Annotated in this window: 16 protein-coding genes and 1 riboswitch; of the genes, 4 read left to right on the top strand and 12 right to left on the bottom strand. The window is 63.8% G+C overall.

The features are described from left to right. Nucleotide 1 precedes the first annotated feature (1 nt). The 11 genes from uca to IV098_RS01540 form a co-directional block, all read right to left on the bottom strand. Complete coding sequence (uca, locus tag IV098_RS01590) at nt 2-3,610, bottom strand: urea carboxylase (protein ID WP_296885769.1); 3,609 nt, start codon at nt 3,608-3,610, stop codon at nt 2-4. 169 nt (nt 3,611-3,779) lie between these two features. After that, the gene (locus IV098_RS01585; protein ID WP_296885767.1) at nt 3,780-4,433 is read right to left on the bottom strand and encodes an urea amidolyase associated protein UAAP2; all 654 of its coding nucleotides are present in this window, start codon (nt 4,431-4,433) and stop codon (nt 3,780-3,782) included. Between the two features lie 9 nt (nt 4,434-4,442). After that, nucleotides 4,443-5,180: an urea amidolyase associated protein UAAP1 gene (locus tag IV098_RS01580; protein WP_296885765.1), complete on the bottom strand. Its 738-nt coding sequence runs from the start codon at nt 5,178-5,180 to the stop codon at nt 4,443-4,445. A gap of 12 nt (nt 5,181-5,192) precedes the next feature. Further along, entirely contained in the window at nt 5,193-6,569 is a 1,377-nt protein-coding gene (gene glnT, locus IV098_RS01575) for a type III glutamate--ammonia ligase (RefSeq protein ID WP_367114163.1), read from the bottom strand. Nucleotides 6,570-6,580: 11 nt separating this feature from the next. Beyond that, nucleotides 6,581-7,351, bottom strand: a complete 771-nt coding sequence (locus IV098_RS01570) for a creatininase family protein (RefSeq protein WP_296885764.1) — start codon at nt 7,349-7,351, stop codon at nt 6,581-6,583. Next, nucleotides 7,348-8,181, bottom strand: a complete 834-nt coding sequence (locus IV098_RS01565) for an ABC transporter ATP-binding protein (protein WP_296885762.1) — start codon at nt 8,179-8,181, stop codon at nt 7,348-7,350. Before IV098_RS01565 ends, IV098_RS01570 begins: the two co-directional genes overlap by 4 nt. A gap of 2 nt (nt 8,182-8,183) precedes the next feature. Then, complete coding sequence (locus IV098_RS01560) at nt 8,184-8,990, bottom strand: ABC transporter permease (RefSeq protein ID WP_296885760.1); 807 nt, start codon at nt 8,988-8,990, stop codon at nt 8,184-8,186. Nucleotides 8,991-9,003: 13 nt separating this feature from the next. Then, a complete protein-coding gene (locus IV098_RS01555; protein WP_296885758.1) occupies nt 9,004-9,990 on the bottom strand; it encodes an ABC transporter substrate-binding protein in 987 nt (328 codons plus the stop codon). Nucleotides 9,991-10,047: 57 nt separating this feature from the next. Further along, nucleotides 10,048-10,150, bottom strand: a riboswitch (guanidine-I (ykkC/yxkD leader). Between the two features lie 357 nt (nt 10,151-10,507). Then, nucleotides 10,508-12,043, bottom strand: a complete 1,536-nt coding sequence (locus IV098_RS01550) for an ammonium transporter (protein WP_296885756.1) — start codon at nt 12,041-12,043, stop codon at nt 10,508-10,510. A gap of 11 nt (nt 12,044-12,054) precedes the next feature. Then, complete coding sequence (glnK, locus tag IV098_RS01545; RefSeq protein ID WP_296885754.1) at nt 12,055-12,393, bottom strand: P-II family nitrogen regulator; 339 nt, start codon at nt 12,391-12,393, stop codon at nt 12,055-12,057. A 69-nt stretch (nt 12,394-12,462) separates the two neighbouring features. Beyond that, the gene (locus IV098_RS01540; protein WP_296885752.1) at nt 12,463-13,230 is read right to left on the bottom strand and encodes a TorF family putative porin; all 768 of its coding nucleotides are present in this window, start codon (nt 13,228-13,230) and stop codon (nt 12,463-12,465) included. A 227-nt stretch (nt 13,231-13,457) separates the two neighbouring features. On the opposite strand from IV098_RS01540, the gene IV098_RS01535 reads away from it, so the two are divergent. From IV098_RS01535 to IV098_RS01525, 3 genes are read left to right on the top strand one after another with little or no spacing between them, the layout of a single operon-like run. Further along, the gene (locus tag IV098_RS01535; protein WP_296885751.1) at nt 13,458-13,703 is read left to right on the top strand and encodes an accessory factor UbiK family protein; all 246 of its coding nucleotides are present in this window, start codon (nt 13,458-13,460) and stop codon (nt 13,701-13,703) included. Continuing rightward, nucleotides 13,703-15,193 carry a YifB family Mg chelatase-like AAA ATPase gene (locus tag IV098_RS01530; RefSeq protein ID WP_296885749.1) on the top strand — a complete coding sequence of 497 codons (1,491 nt, stop codon included), beginning with the start codon at nt 13,703-13,705 and terminating at the stop codon, nt 15,191-15,193. Before IV098_RS01535 ends, IV098_RS01530 begins: the two co-directional genes overlap by 1 nt. Then, nucleotides 15,190-16,221: a VIT1/CCC1 transporter family protein gene (locus IV098_RS01525; RefSeq protein WP_296885747.1), complete on the top strand. Its 1,032-nt coding sequence runs from the start codon at nt 15,190-15,192 to the stop codon at nt 16,219-16,221. The genes IV098_RS01530 and IV098_RS01525 overlap by 4 nt, the downstream gene beginning before the upstream one ends. A gap of 18 nt (nt 16,222-16,239) precedes the next feature. Here the strand turns inward: IV098_RS01525 and zwf are convergent, their stop codons facing one another. Then, a complete protein-coding gene (gene zwf, locus IV098_RS01520; RefSeq protein WP_296885745.1) occupies nt 16,240-17,637 on the bottom strand; it encodes a glucose-6-phosphate dehydrogenase in 1,398 nt (465 codons plus the stop codon). Nucleotides 17,638-17,809: 172 nt separating this feature from the next. On the opposite strand from zwf, the gene rpmE reads away from it, so the two are divergent. Continuing rightward, nucleotides 17,810-18,016 carry a 50S ribosomal protein L31 gene (rpmE, locus tag IV098_RS01515; RefSeq protein ID WP_296885743.1) on the top strand — a complete coding sequence of 69 codons (207 nt, stop codon included), beginning with the start codon at nt 17,810-17,812 and terminating at the stop codon, nt 18,014-18,016. Nucleotides 18,017-18,093 lie beyond the last annotated feature (77 nt).

The following is an 18,093-nucleotide window of genomic DNA, read 5'->3' as shown; positions in this document are numbered from 1 at the left end:
ATCACGCCGTGACGATCACCAGCAAATCCTGCCCGGCGCTCACCTGCCCGCCTTCGCGGCAGAACACCTGGTGAACGCGGCCGTCGCACGGCGCCAGCACGGCGAATTCCATTTTCATCGACTCGACGATGACCAGCGGGTCGCCCTGTTTGACGACAGCGCCGGCCTCCACTTCCACTTTCCACACATTGCCTGCGACGTGGCTGGCGAGGGCGCGGCCGTTTTCCGGCAGGTCGAGTTCGCTGTCGGGCGCGGCTTCGGCCACCGTCAGGTCGCTGGCGTAGTCGGCCTGGCCGCTCGCGCGCCAGCGTTCGCGTTCGGCGTCGAACGACGCCTGCTGCTGCGCCTTGAAGGCGACGATGGATGCGTTGTTGTCGGCGAGAAACTGGTTGTATTCGCGCAGGCTGAACGTGGTTTCTTCCACCTTCAATTGATAACGACCGAGCGGGAAATCCTCGCGGATTTTCAATAGCTCTTCTTCGCTCACCGGAAAGAAGCGCACCTGATCAAAGAAGCGCAGCAGCCACGGCTTGCCGTCGGTGAAGTCGCGGGTCTGGCGCCAGCGATTCCACATCTGCAAGGTGCGGCCGACGAACTGATAGCCGCCGGGGCCTTCCATGCCGTACACGCACATGTAGGCGCCGCCGATGCCGACGGCGTTTTCCGGGGTCCAGGTGCGGGCGGGGTTGTACTTGGTGGTGACCATGCGATGGCGCGGATCGACCGGCGTCGCCACCGGCGCGCCGAGATAGACATCGCCCAGGCCCATCACCAGGTAGCTCGCCTCGAAGACGATGCGCTTCACCTCTTCAATGCTGTCGAGCCCGTTGATGCGGCGGATGAACTCGATGTTGCTCGGACACCAGGGCGCGTCCTTGCGCACCGACTGCATGTACTTTTCGATCGCCAAACGCGTGGCGGCGTCGTCCCACGACAGCGGGATATGCACGATGCGGGTCGGCACCTGCATGTCCTCGATCGCGGGCAGCGCCTTTTCCGCCACCAGCAGCAGGTCCATCAGCTTCGCCAGCGGCAGCACGCGCGAGTCGTAGTGCACCTGCAGCGAGCGGATGCCGGGGGTGAGGTCGAGGATGCCCGGCACGGCATCGGCCAGCAGCTTCGTCATCAGCGCGTGCACGCGGAAGCGCAGGTTGAGGTCGAGCACCAGCGGGCCGTATTCGATGAGCATGTACTTGTCGCCGGCGCGGCGGTAGACCACAGCGACAGGATTATCGGTTTCCGGCGTGCGATGCAGGACCGGATCGGCGAGCGCTCCGGTGTCCGCCGTAAACGCTTGAGCAGCCGGCACAGCCAGGCTGGCGATGGCGGCGTCCTGCGCCGCTTCCATGCGCTCGGCCTGCGCCTGGTTCAAGCGCTTGAAGCGCACGGTGTCGCCGGGACGCAACTGGCCCATCTTCCACAGCTCGGCCTGCACGATGGTGGCCGGGCAGACGAAACCGCCGAGGCTGGGGCCATCGGGCCCGAGGATCACCGGCATGTCGCCGGTGAAGTCGACCGCGCCGATGGCGTAGGCGTTGTCGTGGATGTTCGAAGGATGCAGGCCAGCTTCGCCGCCGTCCTTGCGCGCCCACTGCGGGCGCGGGCCGATCAGCCGAACCCCGGTGCGGCTGGAGTTGTAATGCACCTCCCAGTCGGTGGCGAAGAACATGTCGATGTCGGCGTCGGTAAAGAAATCCGGCGCGCCGTGCGGGCCGTAGAGCACGCCGATTTCCCAGGCGTGGGTATAAGCCGGAATGTCGGAGCACTGTTGACCTGCTCCCCCTTTTTCAAAGGGGGGTACGGCCGGGTGGAGATGCAGCACGTCGGCGACCCGCAGGGTGCGCCCGGCGTGGCCGCCAAACTGGCCGAGCGTAAAGGTGGACTTGCTGCCGAGGTAATCCGGCACGTCGAAGCTGCCGCGCACCGCGAGGTAAGCACGGCAGCCGGTGTCCTTGATCGCGCCAAGCTTGAGCATGCTACCGGCCTTGACCGCATGTGCGGCCCAGTTGGCAATCGCAACACCATCGAGCTCGGCGCCCATGTCGGCGCCGGCCAGTGCGATCACTGAATCGCAGTTGAAACGCAACGTAGGGCCAGCGACTGTGAGTTCGAGCGCGGCCGCGCCTTCGGCATTGCCGGCCAGCTTGTTGGCGAGGCGCAAAGCCAGCGCATCCATCGGGCCCGACGGCGGCACGCCGACGTCCCAGTAGCCGGTACGGCCCGGCCAGTCCTGAATGCTGCTCTGCACGCCCGGTTCGATGACGTCGATCGTTGCCGGGCGATAGTGGAAGGCGTTGAGGTAGCGCGTGGTCTGGCGCCCTTCCATGAATACCGCGTCGCGCACGATCTGGGCGAGGTAGCCGAGGTTGGTCTCGATGCCGGCGACACGGGTTTGCGCGAGCACGCTTTGCATCTTCACCAGAGCGTCGGCACGATCGACGCCCTTGACGATGATTTTGGCGACCATGGGGTCATAGAACGGCGGCACGTCGGAGCCGCGTTCGACCCAGGTTTCAACGCGCGCATCGGCAGCGAACACCACCTCGGTCAGCACGCCGGCGGCGGGCTGGAAGTCCTTGCCCGGGTCTTCTGCATAGAGGCGCACCTGCATCGATGCACCCTGCGGATCGGCTCTGAAGCCGGCGAGATCAAGCTCGCCAGCGGCTTCACGCACCATCCACTCGACCAGATCGACGCCGGTGACTTCCTCGGTGACGCCGTGCTCGACCTGCAAGCGCGTGTTCACTTCAAGAAAATAGAACTCGCCGCTCAGGGTGTCGTAGACGAATTCGACCGTGCCGGCAGAACGGTAGCCGACCGCTTCGCCGAGACGCACGGCGGTGGCGAGCAGATTGCTGCGCTGCGCGTCGGTGAGACCGGGCGCGGGCGTTTCTTCGATCACCTTCTGATTGCGCCGCTGTACCGAACAGTCGCGTTCGCCGAGCGCGACGACATGGCCGCGGCCATCGCCGAAAATCTGCACCTCGATGTGGCGCGCGTGCTCGACGTACTTTTCCAGGAAGATGCCGGCCTCCTTGAAGTTGGCGCGCGCCAGCCGTTCGACCGACTGGAAGGCCTCGACCAGCTCGTCCGCGCTCCAGATCAGGCGCATGCCGATGCCGCCGCCGCCGGCGGTGCTCTTCAACATCACCGGGTAGACGATGCGCGCGGCTTCGGCCTGGGCGTGGCCGGCGTCGGAGAGCAAACCGGAACCCGGCAGCAGCGGCACCTTGTTGTGCTCGGCCAGATCGCGTGCGGTGTGCTTGAGGCCAAAGGCGCGCATCTGGTCGGGGCTGGGACCAATGAAGGCGATACCGGCGGCGGCGCAGTCCTCGGCGAAGCCGGGGTTCTCGGAGAGAAAGCCGTAACCGGGGTGGATCGCCTGGGCGCCGGTGGCCTGCGCCGCTTCCAGAATCTTCTCGGCGCGCAGGTAACTCTGCGCCGCCGGCGCCGGACCGATCTCGACTGCCTCGTCGGCGAGCCGCACGTGCAGCGAATGGCGATCCGCCTCGGAGTAGACGGCGACCGACTTCACCCCCATAGCACGCAGGGTGCGGATGATGCGGCAGGCGATAGCGCCGCGGTTGGCAATGAGTACCTTGTCGAACATATCGTGTTTCCTTGCGGGTCGTCCCGCGTGCAGTCTCCGCGGCAGGACGTCCCGCCGTGGGTTATTTCGTTATTTCCTTTGGATCGTCACCCCGGCGAAAGCCGGGGTCCAGTGCATACAACTGGATTCCGGCTCTTGTGCCCTCTGGGTATTCGCCGGAATGACGACATCACTGTGCATCCCAGATCAGCACCCGCACCGGCGTCGGGTTGTAGGCATTGCACGGGTTGTTCAACTGCGGGCAATTGGAGATCAGGCACAGCACGTCCATCTCGGCACGCATCTCGACGTACTTGCCGGGCGCCGACACGCCGTCGGCGAAGGTCAGGCCACCCAGCGGCGTCACCGGCACGTTCATGAAGAAGTTGATGTTGCTGGTGATGTCGCGCTTGGTCAGCCCGCCGTCATAGTGCGCCAGCGCGTGCAGGAAGCTGTCGCGGCACGAGTGCATCGGCCGTTTGTTCAGTGCATATCTGACGGTGTTGCTTTCGCACGAGCAGGCGCCGCCCAGGGTGTCGTGGCGGCCGCAGGTGTCGGCGGTGATGGTGAGCATGACCCGACCTTCGGTGGACATCAGCTGGGTGCCGGCGGTGAGGTAGAGCGCGCCCTGCGCACGCACGGTGTCGGCGGCGCTGTAGCGCTCCTCGGGGTCGCGCGCATTAAAAAATAGCGTGTCGACCGCCTGGTTGCCTTCGAGGTCGAGGATGCGGAAGACCTGGCCCTTCTTGATTTCGTGGATCCACGGGTCGCCGGCGTCGACGACAGCGTCGACAACTGCATTCTTTGGATCGAAAGGGCTTTCGACGAGGTTAAAACTAGTCACGATGTCACCTCAGCGGAACAGGATTTCGGTTTGGTAGAAGCCGCGCTGGTTTTCCGCGCAGCTGTTACGGCAGACGTCGTCCGCGCCCGGCGCACCCGCCTTCCATGCAGTCAGCATAACGTCGCCCGGTACATAGTCGGGACGCGGGTCGAGCGGATGCGGCGCAGCGGACAGCACCACCAGCACGTTCATCTCGAATCTGAGATCGACATAGGCGCCAGGACGCGAGTTCGCTTCGTCGAAGTGCAGTTTCCCCGCTTCGTCGGCCGCGACTTTGCTGAAGAAGTTGGCGTTCGGCACCACGTCGCGCTTGCCCAGCCCCCACTTGCCGAGCTCGACCAGCAGCCCGTCGCGGCCGTTGCGGTGCATGGCGTTGCGGTGGGTCTGGTAGGTAGCCTCGCCGTACTTCGCCTTCACCATCTCGGCGTTGCTGGTGCCGCACACGGTGTCGTGCCAGCCGCAGCTGTCATTGATCACCGAGCACAGCACGTGGCCCATGTCGGAATAGAGCGCGTGGCCCGTAGTCAGGTGCGCGGTGTGCTGCGCCTTCAGCGTGTCGGGCATGTTGTAGCGCTCGAGCTTTTCCTCGGCGTTGTAGAACAGCGCCGCGACGTTGGCGCGGCCGGTGAGGTCGGTGAGCCGTAGCGCGTTGCCGCGCTTGATCACCCCCGACCAGTGGCAGCCACCGGGCAGCGCTTCTTCCCACAGGAACAGCTCCGGGGGAATGGGGTTGAGGTTCTGTGCCATACGATTACTTGCTCAGAAAAACTTCAGGTAACGGTCGAGTTCCCACTGCGAGACGTGGGTGTGGTACGCCTCCCACTCGTCGCGCTTGTACTTGACGAAGGCATCGGCCATCAGCGGGCCAAACACCTGCTTCGTCAGCGGGTCGGCTTCGAAGGCGTCGATCGCCTCTTCCAGCGAGCGCGGAAGATGAGTCACGCCCATCGCGTTCAGCTCTTCCTCGGTGTGCTGGTACATGTTCTCGCCGTGCGGCTTGCCGGGGTCGAGGCCTTCGCGGATGCCTTCGAGGCCGGCGGCCAGCATCAGCGCAGCGGCCAGATACGGGTTGCACGACATGTCGACCGCACGGCATTCGACACGGCCGCCGGCCAACGGCACGCGCAGCATGTTGGTGCGGTTGTTGCTGCCGAAGGAGACGTGGATCGGCGCCCAGGTAAAGCCCGACATGTTGCCGCGCCGCACCAGCCGCTTGTAGCTGTTGACTGTCGGCGCGATCACCGCGGAGATCGCGTGCGCGTGCTTGAGCACGCCGGCGACGAACTGGTAGCCGAGCTTCGACAGCTTGAGCCCGTTGGCATCGGCGTCGGAATCGAACAGGTTCTCGCCGGTTTCCAGGCTCGCCATCGACATGTTGAAGTGGGCGCCGCTGCCGGTGCGGTCGGCAAAGGGCTTGGCCATGAAGGTGGCGAAGTAGCCGCGCTTCTTCGCCATCTCGCCCAGCATCAGGCGGAAGAAGGTGAAGCGATCGGCCATGGTGAGGCCGTCGGCGTACTGGAAGTCGGTCTCGAACTGGCCGTTGGCGTCCTCGTGGTCGAAGGAGTAGACGTCCCAGCCGAGGCCGTCCATCGCCTGCACGATTTCGTCGAGCAGGCTGTAGTTGTCGAGGAAGCCGCGCACGTCGTAGCAGGGCTTGGCGAGGGTGTCGTCTGCGCTGGTCGGGACGATGCTGCCGTCTGCGTTCTGCTTGAGGATGAAGAACTCGGTCTCGATGCCGAGGTTGAAGCGCAGGCCGAGGTCGGCGGCGGCCGCAAGCTGCTTCTTCAGGATGCCGCGCGAGCAGGCCTCGAAGGGCTGGCCTTTCAGATAGAGGTCGCTGGCGTACCACACCACCTCCGGGTTCCACGGCAGGATCGCGGCGGAAGCGAGGTCGGGATGCGCCGCCACTTCCTCGTCGTTGACCTCCTGCGGCACGCCGTCGAGCGCAGCGCCGGTGTAAAGCTCGGAACCGCCGACCATCTGTTCGAAATGGCTGATCGGCACCACCTTGCCCTTGGACATGCCATGCAGGTCGGCAAAGCTGGCGAGCGCGTATTTCACACCGGCGCTTTTAAGTTGCGCCTTGACGGCCTGCGTTTCGACGGCCAGGGTTTCGGATGGGGAATGCATGGTCATGCGACAACTCCTTAAAACGGGGGTGGGGTGATGCCGGCGCGTTCGAGCGGTGTAGCCTCGGTCAGCGCCTGGGTGAGTTGTTGCGCGAGTTCGCTGACGCAGAGGTCGAGCAGATTCTTGCCGGCGGTCGCCTCGGCCTGGCTCGGTGTGCCGACGGTGCCGTGCACGCTCTCGTCATTCACTCGATACGCAAAGAAGCAGCCGGTCGAACGGTCGGGCTCGTCGACCACCTTGTCCATGCGCACCAGTTCCGGATGCAGCGCCAGCATCAGCGAGGTTTCGGCGCAGTTGGCGTGGAAGTTGGCGGCGTCCTCGTGATAGCGACGGTGCGCCTCGTCCGAGATGTCCCAGATCGAGCGCAGCGCGACGCGCATATTGGGATAGGTGTGGCGGATGTTCTCCAGCCCGCAGCGCAGCGGCGCCCAGTTGGTGACGTGGCCGTTGAGTAGCAGCAGGCGGTCGAATCCGGCCGTGTTGAGCCACTCGGCGATTTCCAGCACCAGTTTCGACAGCGTCTCCGGCCGCAGCGAAATCGTGCCGGGCCACTTGGGCGAGTGCCCGAGCGAGCAGCCATAGGCCAGACTCGGCAACACCGGAATGCCGGTCAGCGCGGAGGCGCCGTGCGCGACCGCTTCGGCGGACAGCGTGTCGACCCCGAGCGGCAAGTGCGGGCCGTGCTGCTCGGTCGCACCCACCGGCAGGATCGCCATCCGGATACCGTTGTCGCGTAGCGCGGCGACATCTTCCCAGGTGAGGTTCTGCCACAGGACCGGCGCGCTCATGATGCGGCTTCCATATTGAGCTGGTCGAGCATGCCCTGGTCGGTCTTCATGCCCGAGGTCTCGCGGATGCGGGCGAGGATTTCCTTCTTCAGGCGCAGGAATTCCGGCGTGTGCTTCATGTCCTGCTCGCGCTCGGCCGGCAGCGGCACCTCGTAGATGGTGTCGATGCGGCCGGGGCGCGGCGCCATCAGCACCACGCGGTCAGCCAAATAAATCGCCTCCTCGACATCGTGGGTGACGAAGGCGAGCGTCGGTTTTTCCAGCTTGTGTACGTGCAGGATGAGGTCGTGCATGACCTCGCGCGTCTGTGCATCGAGCGCGCCGAACGGTTCGTCCATCAGCAGGATCTCCGGGCGCCCCATCAGCGCGCGGGCGATGGCGACGCGCTGCTGCATGCCGCCGGACAGCTGGTTGGGATAGGCATTGGCGGCGGCGTTGAGGCCCATCAGGCTCAATAGCGCATCGGCGCGACCGGACGCCGCCTCGACCTCGGCCGAAGTGATGTCCTCGCGGCCGTGCTTGAGGCGGCGGCTGAACTTGATGTTCTCCATCACCTTGAGCCAGGGATAGAGGCTGTAGTGCTGGAACACCATGGCGCGGTCGGCACCGGGACCGGCCACCGGCTGGCCGTTGGCCAGTACCTCGCCGGAGGTGTGGTACTCGAGCCCGCCGATGATGCGCAGCAGGGTCGACTTGCCGCAGCCGGAGGCGCCGACGAAAGTGACAAACTCGTTGTCGGCGATGTCGAGGCTGACGTCTTTCAAGGCCTCGACGCGATGGCTGCCTTCGCCGAACACCTTGCCGACGTGCTGGATGGAAATCTTGGGCATGCTCACGATCTCAGGTGGAGCCAGGGAAAGGCCTTGCGATGGGCGAGACGGAACAGCTGATCCATGACCAGGCCAATCAGGCCGATCAGCAGGATGCCGACGAAGATCTTGTCGGTTTGCAGGAAGCGCTGCGCCTTGAGAATCGAATAGCCGAGGCCGGAGTTGGCGGCGACCAGCTCGGCCACCACCAGGTAAGTCCAGGCCCAACCCATGGTGACGCGCAGGGTGTCGAGCAGCGCCGGTTTGGCCGACTGGAAGATCACCAGCCGGACCGACTCACCGCGCGTCGCACCCATGGTCTGCGCCGCCTCGATCTGCGCCAGCGGAACGCGACGCACATCCTCGGCCATCATCAGCACCATCTGGAAGAAGGTGCCGATGAAGATGATGGAAATCTTCGACGACTCCTCGATCCCCACCCACAGCATCACCAGCGGAATGAAGGCCACCGCCGGCATGTAGCGGATGAAGTCGGTGAGCGGCTCCAGCATCGCCTGCACCGGACGGAAGGTGCCGATCATCAGGCCCAATGGCAGCGCGATGATGGCCGACAAGGCAAAGCCCGCCGTGACCCGATAGACGCTGATCCCGATGTCGGATGTCAGGTCGTCGTCCATGTACCAGGTGACCAGCCGGTTGAACACGTCGACCGGGCCGGGCAGGAACACCTTGTCCACCAAGGCCGAGCTGGACACCAGCCACCACAGGGCCAGCGGCGCCAGCAGGCCGAGCGCGGCGAACAGCCAGTACTGGTTCCTGGACAGCGGCCCGCGGATCGCCCACATGCCTGGTCTGGATGGCATCGTCATGTCTCCTGGTTGCTTACTTGACGCCAGCCACTTCCTTGACCAGCGAAGCATCCAGGCCCTTGGCGAAATCGACCTTGCCTTCCATCAACTTGTTGTCGAGCAGGAACTTGGAAATGGTCGGTGCTACGCCCATCAGCGAAGTTTTGTCGGTTGCCGGACCAAAGGCCTGCAGGTTGGCTTTCTGATCGAAGAACTTGGTACCGGGCAGGAAGACGGCATACTCCTTGGCGCCCAGGCCGACCACCTTGGACATGATCTTGGCGGCCTCGTCGGGGTTGCTGCGCAGGAAAGCCTCGACGTCGTACCAGGCCTTGATCATGCCGACGAAGTCCTTGCGCTTGGCCTTCAGCGATTTTTCCTGCACCACCAGCAGGTCGGGCACCAGGCCGGGAACATCCTTGGAGGTAAACAGCGGCTTGCCCTTGCCGCTGCTCTGGATGGTGTTGACCCAGGGGTTCCACACCACAGCGGCATCGACACGACCGGCCATGAAGGCGGCCGCAGCGTCACCGGCGGTAAGGTTCACCACATTCACGTCCTTCAGCGTCATGCCGTTCTTGTTCAACGCCATGGTGAGCAGGAAGTGCGACACGCTGTACTCTTCCAGCGCGATTTTCTTGCCCTTGAGATCCTTGAACGACTTGATTTTGGGGCCGACCATCAGCGCATCGTTGCCGGCGGAGTTATCGTTGACCAAGATGGTCTTCAGCGCGATGCCTTTGGCCAGCGGCGCCATGGTGTCGCTCCAGGTCTGCGAGTTGCCATCGACCTGGCCGGCGGACAATGCACTGATCGAATCGGTGTAATTGGCGAACCACACCAGCTTGACGTCGGCGCCGTGCTTCTTGAAATAGCCTTTTTGCTCGGCGACATACCAGGCGACCCAGCCCGGCCAGTCGGACACGCCGATCTTGACTTCGGCTTGTGCCGTCAGAGGTTGGGCCAGCAGGGCAAAGCCAAGGCCGGCGATGAGGGTACGGGTGAGGCGCGCGATTTTCATGTGTGGCTCCAGTAGGAAGGTCGAGGACAAATCCCGAGAAAGCGTCGCGCGATCGCTATCTCCCGGGCTTTTATCCCTCCGTGGAGCCCCGCCTTGCGGCGGAACCGGCAGCTCTCGGACCAGCATCCCTTGCGGGACCGGAACCCTAGCTGCGCATTCGCGGTTCATGCAGGCGACCAGCGCCGCTTTTCCCGTTATAGCTTGTCTAGCAACCCTCATGCCAGAAAGCGTAGAAAACCGTAACCCCCTTGATACAAAGGATCTGGCGCCACCAGGATTAGAAGACCGGCGCAACACCTCCTGACAACGCCCTATTATGGTGCAGTCCAATCCGGCCTTGCCCTGAAATAACCCAGCCCGATGCCCACAGCTTGCGGAAGGCAAATGAATGGGCAACCCGAATGCGGCAAACGTCCGTCAGGTTACGACGTTCGCGCGACTCCGCACCTGAATATTGCGGACAAAAAAAGGGGCGCTCTGCAGAGCGCCCCAACTTCTCACGGAGTAAATCTAAGGTTTACATGCTGTAAGCACGTTCGCCATGCTGGGTCACATCCAGACCTTCGCGTTCGCTTTCTTCCGGTACGCGCAGACCCACGATCAGATCCACCACTTTGTAACAGATGAAGGCGACCACACCGGACCAGAGCAGGGCCACACCGACCGCCTGCGCCTGGATCCACAACTGGGTGCCGATCTCGGTCGTCACGAAGGTGTTGTTGATGTAGTCGGGGATGCCTGCGCCGCCCAGACTCCAGCTGTTGAACACGCCGGTGAGCAGTGCGCCGAGGATGCCGCCGATGCCATGGATGCCGAACACGTCGAGCGCATCGTCTGCACCCAGCAGTTTCTTCAGGCCATTGACGCCCCACAGGCAGATCACGCCAGCCAGTGCACCGATGATGAGGGCACCGCCCACACCCACCCAGCCGCAAGCCGGGGTGATGGCGACCAGACCTGCCACCGCGCCGGACACTGCACCCAGCATCGAAGGCTTGCCCTTGATCATCCACTCGGCCAGCATCCAGGTCAGCGTTGCAGCAGCGGTTGCAGCCAGAGTATTGACGAACGCCAGGGTTGCGGTGCCGCCAGCTTCCAGCGCAGAACCTGCGTTGAAACCAAACCAGCCCACCCACAGCAGCGAAGCGCCGATCATGGTCATGGTCAGGCTGTGCGGGGTCATCGGCTCTTTGCCGTAGCCCACGCGCTTGCCGATCACAAACGCACCGACCAGGCCGGCGATTGCCGCATTGATGTGCACCACGGTGCCGCCTGCGAAGTCGAGCGCGCCTTTGGCGAACAGGTAGCCGGAAGAGGCCATTGCTGCGTCATAGGCTGCCTGATCGGTGATCGCATCCGGGCCCGGCCAGAACCACACCATGTGCGCCATCGGAATGTAGGCGAAGGTGAACCACAGGGTGGAGAACAGCAGCACAGCCGAGAACTTCATGCGCTCAGCGAAAGCGCCGACGATCAGCGCAACCGTGATGGCAGCGAAGGTAGCCTGGAAGGCGACGAACGCGAACTCGGGAATGTAGACGCCCTTGCTGAAGGTCGCAGCATTGGCCACACCGTTGGTGGTCGGATCGAAGATGCCGTTGAGCAGCACGCGATCAAAGCCGCCAAAGAAGGCGTTGCCTGGAGTGAAGGCCAGCGAATAGCCGTACACCACCCACAGCACCGAAATCAGCGCGAAAATGGCGAACACCTGCATCAGCACCGACAGCATGTTCTTGCTGCGCACCAGGCCGCCGTAGAACAGCGCGAGACCGGGAATCGACATCATGATGACCAGCACGGTCGCCGTCAGCATCCAGGTGGTGTCGCCCTTGTTGGGCGTCGGCGCGGCAACCGGAGCCGCTTCTTCAGCAGCAGGCGCGGCCTCGGCAGCCGGAGCAGCCGCTTCTTCCACCACAACCGCTTCAACCGCAGGTGTTTCGACGACGGCTTCTTCGACCGCAGCAGGTGCCGGCGCCGCAGCATCCTGCGCCAACGTCATGCCGGGAGACAACAGGGCCAGAGCCAGGCCCAACGAAGCAATTAGCTTTTTCATGTTCATCCTCCTCACAAGGCATCGGGGCCGGATTCGCCCGTGCGGATGCGCACGACCTGCTCCAGGCTGGTGACAAAGATCTTGCCGTCGCCGATCTTGCCGGTGTTGGCTGCCTTTTCGATGGCCTCGATCACGCGCTCCAGCAGCTCAGCCTTGATCGCGACTTCAACCTTGACCTTGGGCAGAAAGTCGACCACGTATTCCGCGCCGCGATACAGCTCGGTATGGCCCTTCTGGCGCCCAAACCCTTTTACTTCGGTGACCGTCAAGCCGGTAACGCCGATGGCCGACAAGGCCTCGCGCACTTCGTCCAGCTTGAACGGCTTGATAATGGCCGTTACGAATTTCATGTTGTCTCCCAAATTAAGGAAAGAGGGGATGAGGGGCGGACACCTGCTCCGCCCCTCCAGGTCAAGCCATTAGAAAGCTTTGGAAATCCAGACAGTGGCGGTGCCGTCACCCAGGTATTCGCCGTTGACGTCGGTCCACTTGGTCTCGTCGGCATTGGTGTCGGTGTACATCAGGCCGATGGTCATGCCGGACGACAACTTACCCAACTTGCCGAGGTCGTATGCCAAGCTGATTTTCCAGTCGTCGTAATCCTGCGCGCTGTTGTTGTCGAAGCTGAACGTGCCCCAGTGCGCGCCAGCGGTCAGGCCGGTTTCGCCGATCGGCAGGCTGGCAGAAATGTCCAAATAGTCGGAGCCATCGGCAGTGGCAAAGCCGAACACTTCATTGCTGAGGTAGTAGGAATATTTGACGGTGAACCACTTCCAGCCCATCGCGGCATACATTTCAGTGGTGTCGGCGTCGACAGCTGCGCCTTTCTTGCCCGGGTACATGTACTGGATCAGACCCAGATCGTAGGTAAATCCGCTATCACCGATGCTGCTGCGGAAACCGCCGTAGACGTCGACTTCCACATTGCCGGAGTCGTAGCCCTGGTAGTCTTCGATCCAGCCCACGTTGGAGCCCCAGGTGCCGAGGTAGAAACCGCTGCTGTGCGCGTAATCAAAACCGCCTTGCAGAGCGATGTCGCTGCCGGTTTGCGAAATGCCGCGGAAAATATAGTTGCTGTACAACCCGACGTTGGCGGTCAGGGTATGCGGACTGGTTTCTTCAGCCATCACGACGCCAGGTGCGCCAACCATGCCAAGCAATGCCAGTGCAGAAACGATTTTTTTCATGCTGAAATTCTCCGAAGTAAGAAGAGTGCAATATTGCAAGCGGTTAATAGCACAAGGCGTGCCAAACCATTAATCCAATGTTTTCAATTGCTTGAAATACAGCTCACACAGCGAGGCCACTCGCACGCACCACCAGGGTGCGCCAAAAAACGGATGTGCACGTTTTTCGTGCGATACGGCATCCCACGGCTGTTGCTACACTGCGATTCACCGAAATGGAGCCCGACATGAAACCTGCGACCCCTGCTTTTCTCAACGAACTGACCGACAAACTGGGCGAAATCCTCAAGCAGTCGCCGGCCAAGGACATCGAACACAATCTCAAGGCCGGTGTCACCGCCATGCTGGGCAAGCTGGATATGGTGAGCCGCGAGGAATTTGACGTGCAGACCGAAGTGCTGGCGCGCACGCGGGCCCAGCTTGAGGCACTGGAAGCGCGGCTGGCCGAACTGGAAAAGCAGCGCACCGCATAGTGGCGGTCGCCGTCGTCAAGAGCCGGGCGCTTACCGGCATGGATGCGCCCGAAGTGGTGGTCGAGGCGCATCTGGCCAATGGCCTGCCCGCGTTCACCCTGGTCGGTCTGCCGGAAACCGAGGTCAAGGAAGCGCGCGACCGCGTGCGTGCCGCGATCCAGAATGCGCGCTTCGAGTTCCCTGCGCGGCGCATCACGGTCAACCTCGCCCCGGCCGACCTGCCCAAGGAATCCGGGCGCTTCGATCTACCGATCGCGCTGGCGATTCTGGCGGCCTCCGGACAGATCCCGTCCACCCGGCTGGCCCAGGCCGAGTTCGCCGGCGAACTGGCGCTGACCGGCGAACTGCGCCCGGTGCGCGGCGCGCTGGCGATGGCGCTCGCCACCCGCGTATCCGGACGCACCCTGGTGCTGCCGCAGCACTCGGCGCTGGAGGCGGCGCTCGCCAGCGGCATCGACGTACGCGCAGCCGGCAGCCTGCTGGAGGTATGCGCCTGGCTTGCAGGGCAAGGCGAACTCTCCCTACCGGATCCAGCGCAGGCGCCCGAAGCACCCGATTACCCCGACTTTGCCGACGTCAAGGGCCAGAGCGCGACCAAGCGCGCGCTCGAAGTGGCGGCAGCTGGGGGCCATTCCGCCTTGCTGTCGGGGCCGCCCGGCACCGGCAAGTCGATGCTCGCGGCACGCTTCCCCGGCATCCTGCCGGCGATGGGCGACAACGAGGCACTGGAAGCCGCCGCGGTGCAATCGCTCAACGGTGGCTTCCGTCTCGATCAGTGGCGGCGGCGGCCGTTCCGCGCGCCGCATCACACGGCCTCTGGAGTGGCGCTGGTTGGCGGTGGCGGCAACCCGCGCCCGGGCGAGATTTCGCTGGCGCACCACGGGGTGCTGTTTCTCGATGAATTGCCGGAGTTCTCGCGACAGGTACTGGAAGTGCTGCGCGAACCGCTGGAAACCGGTCACATCACGATTTCGCGCGCAGCCCGGCAGGCCGATTTTCCGGCGCGCTTCCAGCTCATCGCCGCGATGAATCCCTGCCCCTGCGGTTATCTCGGCCACCCGACGCAGGCCTGCCGCGACACCCCCGACCAGATCGCGCGTTACCGCGCGCGCATTTCCGGCCCCCTGCTCGACCGCATCGATATCCAGATCAGCGTGCCCGCGTTGACCGAAGGCGAATTGATGGCTGCTCAGGTGGGCGAATCCAGCGCCGTCATCCGCGCCCGGGTCGAAGCGGCACGCGCTCGGCAAATGCAGCGCCAGGGCAAGCCCAATGCCGCGCTCGGCACCCAGGAAATCGACCTGCATTGCCCGCTGGATACGGCGGGCACAAGCCTGCTCAAACAGGCGATCACGCACCTGAACCTGTCGGCGCGCGCTTATCACCGCGTACTCAAACTGGCGCGCAGCGTGGCCGACTTGGCCGGTAGCGCCACCATCACGCCGGCGCATCTGGCGGAAGCCATTCAATATCGCAGAGGTGCCGCATGAGCGATCCGTTCGAGTCCTGGCGGGAAGAAAAAAGGTCGGCCTGGCTCTATCGGGTGGTGGCCGAATGCGAACGCGGCACGCCGCGCGCTGCACTGTTCGACGAACTGGCGCAGGCGGCCGACGATCAGGCCGAGATCTGGCTCACCGCCATCGCACAACGCGGCGACCCGGCCCCCGCGCCCTTTCAGCCCGACCTGCGCACCCGTGTCGTCGCCGGCCTGACGCGTGTGTTCAAGCCGCGCGTCATGCGCAGCGTGCTGGCCGCCATGAAGGTACGTGGCATGGTGCTGTATACGCAGGCCCCGCCCCACCCCACGCCGACGCATCGCGACGACATCGGCAAACGCCACCGCAGCGGCGCGAGCGGCAACGCCCTGCGCGCCGGCGTGTTCGGCGTCAATGACGGCCTGGTCTCGAATGCCGCGTTGATTTTTGGTGTGGCGGGTGCCTCGCCCGAACCGTCGATCATTGTGCTGACCGGCGTGGCCGGCCTGCTGGCGGGCGCGTTTTCGATGGCGGCGGGCGAATATGTGTCGGTACGCTCGCAGCGTGAAATGTTCGAATACCAGATCGGGCTGGAGCGCGACGAGCTGGAAAAATATCCGGACGAGGAAGCCGCCGAGCTGGCCCTGATCTACGCCGCCAAGGGCATCCACCCGGACGAGGCACGGCGCGTCGCCGACAAATTGATGGAAGACCCCGAACGCGCGCTCGACACGCTGGCGCGCGAAGAGCTCGGCCTGAATCCGGATGATCTTGGATCGCCGTGGGTGGCCGCCCTCTCCTCGTTCAGCGCCTTCACCGCGGGTGCGGCGCTGCCACTGCTACCCTTCCTGTTTGGCCATGACCATGCGCTGGTCGCCTCCATCAGCCTGACCGGGCTGGGCCTGTTCGCCGTCGGCGCCAGCATGAGCCTGTTCACCGGCCGCCATGCCGTGCTGAGTGGCGTGCGCATGCTGGCCATCGGCGGTGCAGCGGGGCTGGCAACCTGGTTCATCGGCGCCTGGCTCGGGGTAAGTCTGGCCTGATCAACGCCTGGCTTTAAATTAGCTCTGCGGCGGCCGCGGGTTATGCCAGCGCCCACCCGCCAGCAGCAGGTCGGCCTCGGGCGGCCCCCAGGTCCCCATTTCGTAGGCGCAGGCCGGATCGCGATGCGACAGAACCGGCTCGACGATCCGCCAGGCCGCTTCCACCGCATCCTGCCGCGCGAACAGCATGGCCTCGCCATCCAGCGCATCGCCGAGCAGACGCTCGTAGGCGCTCATCTCGTCCGGGTGGTTATTGCACACGTACAACTCCACCGGCCTTCCCACCATGCGGTCCCCGGCGTTCTTGGTGCGCGCGCCCAGCGCGATGGACACGGTAGGCGACACCCGCATGCGCAGGTAATTGGTTGCCAACGGCCCGGCTTCCGACAGCGAAAACACCCGCTGCGGCGGCAACTGGAATTCGGCGCGGATTTCGGTGGTGGTCACCGGCATGCCTTTGCCGGTGCGGATGATGAACGGCACCCCGGCCCAGCGCCAGCTGTCGACGAAAAAGCGCGCGGCGACAAAGGTTTCGGTATCCGAGCCGTGCGCCACGCCTTCCTCCTTCGCGTAGCCCTCGTATTGGCCGCGCACGATGTCGCCGGGGGCGAGCGGACGGATGGCCTTCAGCAACTTGGCCTGCTCGTCGCGGATGGCCTCGGCGCTGGTACCGAGCGGCGGCTCCATCGCGAGCAGCGCCAGTATCTGCAGCAAATGGTTTTGCAACACGTCGCGGATGGCACCGACCGAGTCATAAAAGCGACCGCGCCCCGCCACCCCGAAATCCTCCGCCATGGTGATCTGAACCTGGCGGATATGGTTGCGGTTCCAGATCGGTTCGAGAAAGGAATTGGCGAAGCGGAAATAAATGATGTTCTGCACCGCTTCCTTGCCAAGGTAGTGGTCGATGCGAAAAATATTCGATTCCGGCAGCGCTTCATGCAGCGTGGCGTTGAGCGCACGCGCGGTTTCCAGGTCGCGGCCGAAGGGCTTCTCGACGACCACACGCGCATCCTGGGTACATCCGGCCTCGGCTAGGCCGCGCACCACCACGGGGAACATCGACGGCGGAATCGCAAAATAATGCAGCGGGCGCTGGCGGCCTTCCAGCGCGCGGCGCAGCTCGGCAAAAGTAGCCGGGTCTTCGTAATCGCCATTGATATAGGTCAGCAGGCTCACCAGATTGCGGAACACCGATTCGTCCATGCCGTTGCCGCCGAACTGCGTGATGCCCGCGTGCGCATGGGCACGCAGCTCCTCGATCCCCCAGCCCGGCGAATGCGCCACGCAAAAAATCGGCGGCAGCGTGCGGCCGTGCCGCAACATGTCGTACAACGCCGGGAATATCTTGCGGCGGGACAAGTCGCCGGTGGCGCCGAACAGCACCAGCGCGTCGGAAGAGGGTTGCTCGGTCATCACGGAAAGCTCCTGATCGGAAGAAAATGGGCTGGGCAATCTTAACCCGCGATCTGTGCGGCTTGCGGGGTGGCACACCCCCTGGATTCAGGGTTTGCGGTGTGGCTTGATTCGGTCCGGGTGTTTCGCTATACTCTCGCGTTCTCCGAATTCAACCTATTAAGGAATTGCCATGAAATCCGGCATTCATCCCAATTACAAAGAAGTCGCTATCACCTGCTCGTGTGGCAACACTTTTGTAACCCGCTCCACGCTGGGCAAAGAACAACTGCACGTCGAAGTCTGCGCCGCCTGCCATCCGTTCTATACCGGCAAGCAGAAGATCGTCGACACCGCTGGTCGCATCGAGAAATTCCGCCAGCGTTATGGCATGAAGTAAATCGTTCGCGCAATCGCGGCGAACGCAGTGAAGACGCGGCTTCGGCCGCGCTGGCACCCAAGAAAAGCGGCTTCGGC

Source organism: Thiobacillus sp. (assembly GCF_018780105.1).
Taxonomy (GTDB): domain Bacteria; phylum Pseudomonadota; class Gammaproteobacteria; order Burkholderiales; family Thiobacillaceae; genus Thiobacillus.
Note: the sequence above shows the minus strand (reverse complement) of the source record. Positions and strands in the feature narration are given on the sequence as shown.